This window comes from Dyadobacter ginsengisoli DSM 21015, from assembly GCF_059568735.1.
The window spans coordinates 740,943-749,669 of record NZ_JCANTY010000006.1 but is presented as its reverse complement, the minus strand read 5'-3'; the positions used below and the strand labels follow the sequence as shown (position 1 = coordinate 749,669).

The following is an 8,727-nucleotide window of genomic DNA, read 5'->3' as shown; positions in this document are numbered from 1 at the left end:
CAGAGCCGAATTCGGATAGTTGCTCGACCAGGCCCAGCCCCGGATGCTGTCACAACCTGCATATTCAAAGCTACCCGCGTACTGCGCAGGAGAAGCACAGGTTACACTTTTGGGCGATCCCGGAAGCACATACGTAGTTCCCTTCACCCGCACACTGAGCTGATGAGCCTGCCCGTTCTTCAATGACAATGGCAGCGGGATATTGAAACCATAGTTCTTGGTTCCCTGGCTCAGGTCGCCCCGATAAATCCCTGCTGTTCCTGTTGCCAAAACAGTACTTCCTTCCAGCAGCTCAACCACCAGTGTCGAATCCGGGTAGTTGCTTGCACTTACCCAGCCTGCCATTTTATTACAATCTGCTATTTCGAAATTGCCATTATAAATCGCCGGTGCGGCACAGGTAACTGTCCGCGGCGAGCCCGGGAGGATAAATGTGCTTCCCTGTACCCGAACGCTGAGCTGTCTTGCCTGACCCGTTTTCAGCACACCAGGTAAGGCAATGCTAAATCCGTAGTTCCCCGTTCCGGTCCCGGCCGATTTCAGATCCTGACGGAAAATATTCGCCACAGTTGTCGCCCGGATCACATTATTTTCCAATAGCTCAACGGTCAGAGCCGAATTCGGATAGTTGCTCGACCAGGCCCAGCCCCGGATGCTGTCACAACCTGCATACTCAAAGCTACCCCCGTACTGCACGGGAGCCGCACAGGTTACGCTTTTAGGCGATCCCGGAAGCACATACGTAGTTCCCTTCACCCGCACACTGAGCTGATGAGCCTGCCCGTTCTTCAATGACAAAGGTAACGGGATCTTAAAACCATAGTTTTTGGTCCCCAGATTCAGATCGCCACGATAATTACTGGCTATTGCTGAACCCAATACGGTATTGCCTTCCAAAAACTCTATTTCGAAAGATGAATTGGGATAATTGCTGGCCCACACCCACCCGGTTAAGTTGTTGCAGTCCGCCGTTTCAAAATTACCAACATAATTGCCGGACGCACAATTAATTGTTGCAGGTGAATCTGCTATTAAAAACGTGGTACCTTTTACCCGAACGCTTAATTTATGGCTACGGCCATCTCTCAGACCTATTGGCAATGAAAACGAGTATCCGTAATTTTTGGTCCCAAACGTAAGGTCTTGTCGTGGAATGTTGGCCAGCGTGGTTGCAAGCACCGCGTTGCCCTCCATCAATTCTACAGTCACCGCAGTATTTGCATTATTTTTGTCCCATACCCAACCACCGATGCTGTAACAATCTGCCACCTGAATTTTTCCTTCGTAGGAACAATTCAAGGTCTTGGGTGATCCGGACAGGGCATAGTTGCTACTTCTTATCCTTACGCTTAACTGATGCGTCAGTCCATCATTCAAACGCTCGGGTGTAGAAATACTAAACCCATACTTTCCGGTTCCTTTTCCCTGATTTTTAATGTCTTCTCTGAAAATATTTGCCTTAGCCACTGCATACACGGTATTCCCTTCAACCAGCTCAATCGTCAGATCTGCATCCGCATGATTCTTGTCCCACACCCAGCCCCGAACCTCACTGCAACTCACCACTTCCAGGGATCCCTCATAATTTACAGGTGTTGAGGCTACACTGGAAGCACCTAACGCGTAAATGCTATACGTATCCGGAACAATATTCTTAACAGTGGTTACAGAACCAGAAGTAATGGTGCTGCTTCCCCCTGTAATGGCCAATTGATCAACCATCGACTCTATCTTTTCCCATCTGGATGCAGATCCGTTCCAACCTACAATGGAAATGTGTTCGAGCGAGCTGCCCGTAAGCCCTGCCATGTCACTTTCCGCATTCCACGACAAGGTAATAGAAGTGGGGTTTGCGCCATTTATGTCCCAGAATTCTTTTGAACTTATCTGGGTAACAGACGCGTCCTTGCTGGAAAGTGCAAACGGACCACCTGCTGGCAGGCTCGCAACACCCGGATTATCTCTGAAATAGGCGCCATAAATCCCATCGGCATCTGCCCCAAACGGCCTGAACACGCCCTTATGACCAACCGGAAAACTAAAATTAACAGTGCCGTACTTTTTTACATAACCATCTACATGCCGGGAATTGCTAATTCCGGTCAATGATGACGATTCCGAAAAACTTATGATGCCAAAAGGGCTTGATCTCTGTGTATAAGAAATGCCCGTCAGCTGACCGAATGAGCATGTCCCCAGCAGCAGAAGTATACCGCAAAGTGCGAAACGTAAAGCCTTATATTTCATATTTATCGAATCACAAAAGGGTGAATAATTAACCGGTACTGCTCTCCCGAATAATACCGATGGCAAGTGTCCAAGCACTCAACGCCACTGTGAATTGACGCGAAGCACATTTTCCTATCTGTTGATGCTGTAATCACCGAGGAATTTGAGTTCGCCACCAGCCTTTACCTGGACATCTTTGGCCGTGATATTATGTCCGACGTCAACGACGTGCCCCGGATTGATCTGGACCAGATCCTTTGGCGATGGTACCCTGCCGCTCGACCAGATTTCCGGATTGAGCCAGGACCCCGATGCAATGCTCTGGACGAGTTCAGAGAACAATGAAGTAGTTTTGAAGTTTCTATATAAAATTTGATCAGTATCGTTTGCGGCTGTACCAAACCAGTCATTTAGAATGTCCCCATAAACTCTTCTGAAATCGATCTGCATTTTAATATCTCTGTTCGGGGCTCCTGGTTGAGGAACTGCCGGAAGCAGGCCATTTACCAGATCCGGGTTCGTGCCGACCAATTGCCGTTTCATTCCTGTTCCGATGATGAACATGGGGGCAGCTACACCGTGATCTGTACCTTTTGAAGCATTGGATGTAGCCCGTCTCCCAAAATCGGAAAAAGTCATGCTCAATACTTTCTCTTCTGTTCCCTGTAACTTCAGGTCATTCTGGAAAGCCGAAACGGCGTCCGACAGTTTCTTCAAAAGTTCGGTATGCGTACCTTCCAGGCTATTCGATGCAATCTGATTTGAATGCGTATCGAATCCTCCCAGTGAAACATAGTATATCTTGGATTTAAGTCCACCATGAATTAGTCTGGCAACAATCTTGAGTTGATCCGCCAAATCATTCTTGAGTGACGGATCAGGATATGCCGCCAAATTTCTGCCTGCATCTGCTGCCGCCTTAATCTCCCCCGCATAGCCCACGGCCAAAATCTGTTGTTGACGGATATATGCTATCAGCTCGCCGGCATCACAACAAGGCAAGTTGCTTTCCAGGGAAAGGTCGGGTTCACCAATCATTTGATAGAAGCTGTTGGGATCCTGCAATGTGATTCCCATCGACTCTTCACTTCCCAGCAGTGTTGTAGTGCTGATTTGCCCAATCTGAATCGCCAGAGGATCTTCCATTTCGGCATTGGGATAGTTATTCGGGTATCCCGTAAAGCGATCTTCCAGATAACGCCCAGCCCAGCCGGTGCTCGCATATTGAGTTGAATCGACACCGGTCATCCAGATATCTGTCGACCTGTAATGCGACAAGTCAGGATTAGGATACGAAACAGAATGGACAATTGATAACTTCCCTTCGTCATAAAGTGCCTTCATCCCGGTCATCGCAGGATGAAAGCCTGTTGTGTCGTTACCGGCAAGCTTCAAAATTTGATTTTCTGGTATCGCAATGTTGCTGCGCAATTGGTAATAAGCATCATAGTGTTCGAGTGGTATCACTGTATTAAGCCCGTCATTACCACCACTTAAATATATAATTACCAGGATCCTATCTCCATTCAAGACTGCGGTCCTTCCCAGCGACTGCACGAAAGAGGATCCTTTTGCCAACGATTTAAACCCAAACCCATCCAACATTACCGGAAGCATCATCGAAGATGCCGCAGCGAAAAAGTCTCTTCTTTTCATATCCGCATTTGACTAAAATAGTTGATACTCGGCCATTCTCAGCATGTACTTCAACATTGCCCGGCATCTCCAGAGAATGGTGTTCTGCCGCGAAACGTCAGTGGGAGCCGCTCTGTAAGCATCCCACTCTCTGGTCCATGTTGTTCGCGGACTACTATTCATCATCATGATTCTATCTATTAAGAAATCCTTCTGCATTTGGGTCAATTCCACCGAGTAAAGATTTTTGGAAAACTCTGCCAATACCTGTTCACACGTGATGGCGGGAGATGCACTGACATTTGAAAAGTTGGGCTGAATCGCGGTCAATCTTTTCAAAACGTCTATTTGCAGCACATAATCCGGCTTAATTCTGATATAGGGATAAACCAGCGCATCTGTTCTGGACCCTCTGAACCCCAGCGTTGTTCCGTTAATCCAATTCTTGGAATAACCGGTTTGGAAATACGGAAGAGAACCGAATACCGTAGGCTGATTGAGGAAATTTAGCTGCATGGTATTCATGCTACCCGCTAAAAACTCCATCATCAATCGAAAAGCGCCAGGTTCCGTAGTCATGTTTGGCACGGGCTGATCAAAGTGCCGCATCATGCCAATCATAAACTCGGCAGGAGATTTGACAATGGCCGCGATATTGGATTGATCAAAAAACACGTCACTTGTCAAAAGCTTCTTCAATACGGGCTTGATCTCAAAATTGTTTGAAGGACTGGCGAAAAAATTGGCCAACGGAACGATTACCTGATTTTCTATATCCTGCGTGACGTTCGGGTTGACATACCATCGATAAAGCTTTCTGCAAATGAATTTGGGAGTCTCGGGATGCGCCAGTAACATATTGATCAGATCCAGAAGCTCAGCATCCCCCGCGGCGGCGCCAGTTCGCCCGGTAATGGTGGTTCCGCTGTAGTGTGTAGAGAAAATCTTATCGGCCACATCGTGCCTGTCAGGATTAAAAAAAGAGCCAATCTCCGTAGATCCTGGCACAAAAAAATTCAGGGCCTGCCAACCCGTCAATACCCGTGCAGCAGCCTTGACATCCTCTTCCGTATAATTATGATTCCCTGCAAAATCTCTCTGCCCGACCGTAAAAAGCTCCTGCAACTCTCTGCCATAATTCTCGTTGGGAGAATCCTTTGTGTTTTCGTTCCCATTCTGGAAAATCAACATCCCCGGGTCCTTGGTCATCCCGATGGTCATGTCTTTAAAATTCCCCAATGCATTACTTCTCAGGAATGTTATATACTTGTAAATGAATCGATAGTCTTCCACATTCATCGATGTCACGACAAAGTGGTTCTGCCAAAAAGCGGTTAGCTTTTCCAGTACGGATGGGTTTCCCGTCTGCTCGGTCATTAACCCTATCCACCAATACTGAACATATTTCAAATAAATTGTGGCACGTCCTATGTCAAACGGCTTGCCCATAAACTGCATTCCGGCATCCGCTCTGGCTTCATCCATCTCCACGGGAGGAGGAGGCGACGCAGCACCTGAAACGTTATTAATCAGGATATCAAATGCCTGAGTCGCTGTTTTGCCGGTAAAGTTCACAATCTCCTGCTGAGTAGGTCCAAAGGTCGCCCTCCAGAGCAGATGCGCAGCTGTTTTGGAGGTTAGAGGAGGGGCATAAGTGTCTAAGTAGGCCATGTTCGATAAACAATAACTTGTAATTCTGGACGCAAAAATCCGAAAATCTACACACAAATACAAATTATTTCTACACACAATGGAATACTTTTTTGGGCGCGTGAAAATGGCGTCTGTAAATTCAATTTTATTGACTCACAGAAAACTATCTTTATCAGGAGGGGCCAAAAGCCCTGATTTTGTTGAATACCGGGTGCTACACGCTTTGTAGAAGAAAATCTAGCGCTATATTTTACGTTAACCACCCCCTTTTCGGGTCGAAACTGAACAGATTACCTAGATATTTCGCTTTTGGGGTTGACACCGATCATAAATCCAAAACTCAATTCCAACTCCCAAAAACACCTCCCTACCAGGCGTTTAGCAGGTTTCCGGTCCAAATCCGACAGCATTCGGAATGTCGATTCTGGTAAATTAAGGCAACACTTTGGGCGGACGAACCGTTATGAAGACTATATTACTTAATCCGCTACTACTTATATATTCCCCTTAATATGTGAGGCAGATTACAAATTCCCTTGAAAGGACAATATTTGCCAAAAATAGGACTATAATCAGTTTTGGTAAAGATCACAAACTGCCTATATATAGGCCAACAACAATTTATAGGTCATTCTCAAAAATAATGAGAGTAGCACATTGAAATATTCAAAGAATTGTCGTAGACTTGTAACGCTCAAATTCTTAGCATTCCAACTTAGTCATTCTTGTAGAATTATGTAGTTGGCTGGCTTCGAGAAATCAACTCAACGTTAATATTTATGAAAAATCACTATCCGGGACTCCTGCCCAAGGTTCATTTGTGGCTGGACGTCATACTTCTCAATCTGTCCTTTCTTTTTGCCTATCTGCTGAGATTTGATAACCTCTCGGAGCTCTTTGCAAATGAGTACATCAATTTGCTTCTCATCGCAAATTTGGTGTGGGTATTTACAATCCATGTATTCAAAACCTATTTATTCACCCGGCTTTCTTATCACTTTAATACACAACTTGCTGCTTTTCTAAAGGCTGTTACCGTTCATGGCGCAATTATGACAGCCTTCCTGTACCTGACCAAGCAAGGGGAAGATTATTCGCGATATCAGTTTTTGATGACCTATGGCTTCTTCGTCGCGGCATCTACGCTCGGCAGGGCGACGGCAGTCGTGTCACTCAAAATGTATCGGCAGGCAGGTTACAATTTCAATAGATATGCTATTGTAGGGAAGGGTGATCTGGCTACCCTGATCCGCGAATTCTACAACGAACGAAAAGAACTGGGCTATCGGTATTATGGTATGCTGCAGCTCTCGGAAGAGTCCAGCAAAATTGAAGAGGTAGAAGCATTGGTGAAGGATAAGCAATTGGATTACCTCTACTGCTGTCTATCGGAAATGACAGACGATCAGGTGCGGGAGGTGATAAAAATGGGTGAAAGGCACAAAACGCAAATCCGTCTGGTGCCTGATTTCCGTGGATTTATGATTAATATGGCTACCATCGAGTACCACGACATGTATCCGATCATCCAGATCAATACGAAACCTTTTTCCAGTTTGAATGAGCAGACTGTGAAACGTGCTTTCGATCTGATCTTTTCAACGATTGTAATGATTCTGGGCGCTCCCGTGTTCTTCCTGGTCTGGCTTGCAATTAAAATCACGTCTCCCGGACCCGTTTTCTTCAAACAGCAACGCGCCGGCCGCTGGGGTGAACCATTCTATATCTACAAGTTTCGCAGCATGCATGTAGATGCCGACAAAATGGGACTTAAACATTCACAGGGTGATGGTGACCCGCGTATTACGCCGATCGGTCGTATCCTGCGTAAGTCACGTCTGGATGAGCTTCCGCAGTTCATCAACGTTCTCAAAGGTGAAATGTCCGTAGTTGGCCCACGCCCACTTTACAAATACGATGTGGATATGCTCATGGAAGCGGCTCCCCATGATTTCCAACGATTGCTGACTGTGAAGCCGGGCATTACGTCTATAGGTCAGATCAACGTAGGCTATGCAGACACCGTTGCGAAAAATGTGGAAAGGCTTAAGTACGATCTGCAATACCTGAAATCGTATAGTGTTTTTGATGATGTCCAACTGATTTTCCGCACCGTTCAGGTGATGGTTCTGGGTCGCGGCCAATAAAATCGTTTCAACTAGTATCCAATGAGTTATCTTCAAGTGGCCTCGGTGGGGCCACTTGATTTTTTATATGCCCGTATGGTTAACATCAAACACAATCCCGGGAAAACCATATGAAGGAAAATTTAATCGGCAAATAACAACCTGTCCCTGGGGCATTTTCTATCTTTGCACACAACGTACTTTTAATATTCTCAATGAAAATACTCGTTTTAGGTGCCTCGGGCCAGTTGGGTAGCTGTCTTAAAAAAGTATCAGCCGAAAGGAACATTACAGACATATCTTTTCCGGCCGAGGACAAGGCCAATATTCTCGACAAGGGGCTATTGCAAAATCTCTTTGCCGGGGAAAAACCGGAATTTGTGATCAATTGCGCGGCCTACACCGCAGTGGACAAGGCCGAGGACGATCAGGATACCTGCCGGAAAGTGAACCGTGACGGTGCGGCTTACATAGCCGAAGTTTGTAAACAGTTCAACGCAACTCTGGTCCACGTTTCGACCGATTTTGTTTTCAAAGGCGATGTACCTAAGCTGCTTTCGGAAACCGACCCTGCCGAGCCCGAGAATATCTATGGTCTGACGAAGCTGGAAGGTGAAGAAGCGATCGCCGCTGTGTTGCCGGAGCACTTCACGTTACGCACAAGCTGGCTTTATTCAGAGTACGGCAACAACTTCGTCAAAACCATGCTCCGGCTAGGCCGTGAAAAAGAGCAACTGGGCGTGATCGTGGATCAGGTAGGCTCACCTACTTATGCGATCGATCTGGCAAATGCTATTCTCGACATCATTGGATCCGGTAGCCAATCATACGGTATTTACCATTACAGCAACGAGGGAGTCACTTCCTGGTACGACTTTGCCAAAGCGGTGTTCGATATCAGTGAAACAACCGTGAAGCTGAACCCGGTCAAGACATCGGAATACGTAACCCGTGCGGTACGTCCGGCATACTCGGTCATGGACAAATCGAAGATTAAAGCGACTTTCGGTATCTCGATCCCCTACTGGCGCGAGAGCCTCGGTGTTTGCGTCGGCCGGCTGATTCAGGAAACGGTAAGTTAAGC

The 8,727-nt window shown here is 46.5% G+C and carries 4 protein-coding genes and 1 pseudogene; 2 read left to right on the top strand and 3 right to left on the bottom strand.

Annotated features, from left to right (window positions below; translation table 11 throughout):
• The 3 genes and pseudogenes from BP71_RS24830 to BP71_RS24820 all read right to left on the bottom strand — a co-directional run.
• Positions 1-2,247: pseudogene (locus tag BP71_RS24830) on the bottom strand (T9SS type A sorting domain-containing protein); the annotation flags it as partial.
• Between the two features lie 114 nt (positions 2,248-2,361).
• A complete protein-coding gene (locus BP71_RS24825) occupies positions 2,362-3,885 on the bottom strand; it encodes a DUF1501 domain-containing protein (protein ID WP_496384268.1) in 1,524 nt (507 codons plus the stop codon).
• A 12-nt stretch (positions 3,886-3,897) separates the two neighbouring features.
• The gene (locus BP71_RS24820) at positions 3,898-5,535 is read right to left on the bottom strand and encodes a DUF1800 domain-containing protein (protein WP_496384267.1); all 1,638 of its coding nucleotides are present in this window, start codon (positions 5,533-5,535) and stop codon (positions 3,898-3,900) included.
• Positions 5,536-6,296: 761 nt separating this feature from the next.
• On the opposite strand from BP71_RS24820, the gene BP71_RS24815 reads away from it, so the two are divergent.
• Positions 6,297-7,664 (top strand): sugar transferase, encoded by a 1,368-nt coding sequence (locus tag BP71_RS24815; RefSeq protein WP_496384266.1) that lies wholly within the window; start codon positions 6,297-6,299, stop codon positions 7,662-7,664.
• 194 nt (positions 7,665-7,858) lie between these two features.
• On the top strand, positions 7,859-8,725 hold the full coding sequence (gene rfbD / locus BP71_RS24810; protein ID WP_496384265.1) for a dTDP-4-dehydrorhamnose reductase: 867 nt from the start codon (positions 7,859-7,861) through the stop codon (positions 8,723-8,725).
• Positions 8,726-8,727 lie beyond the last annotated feature (2 nt).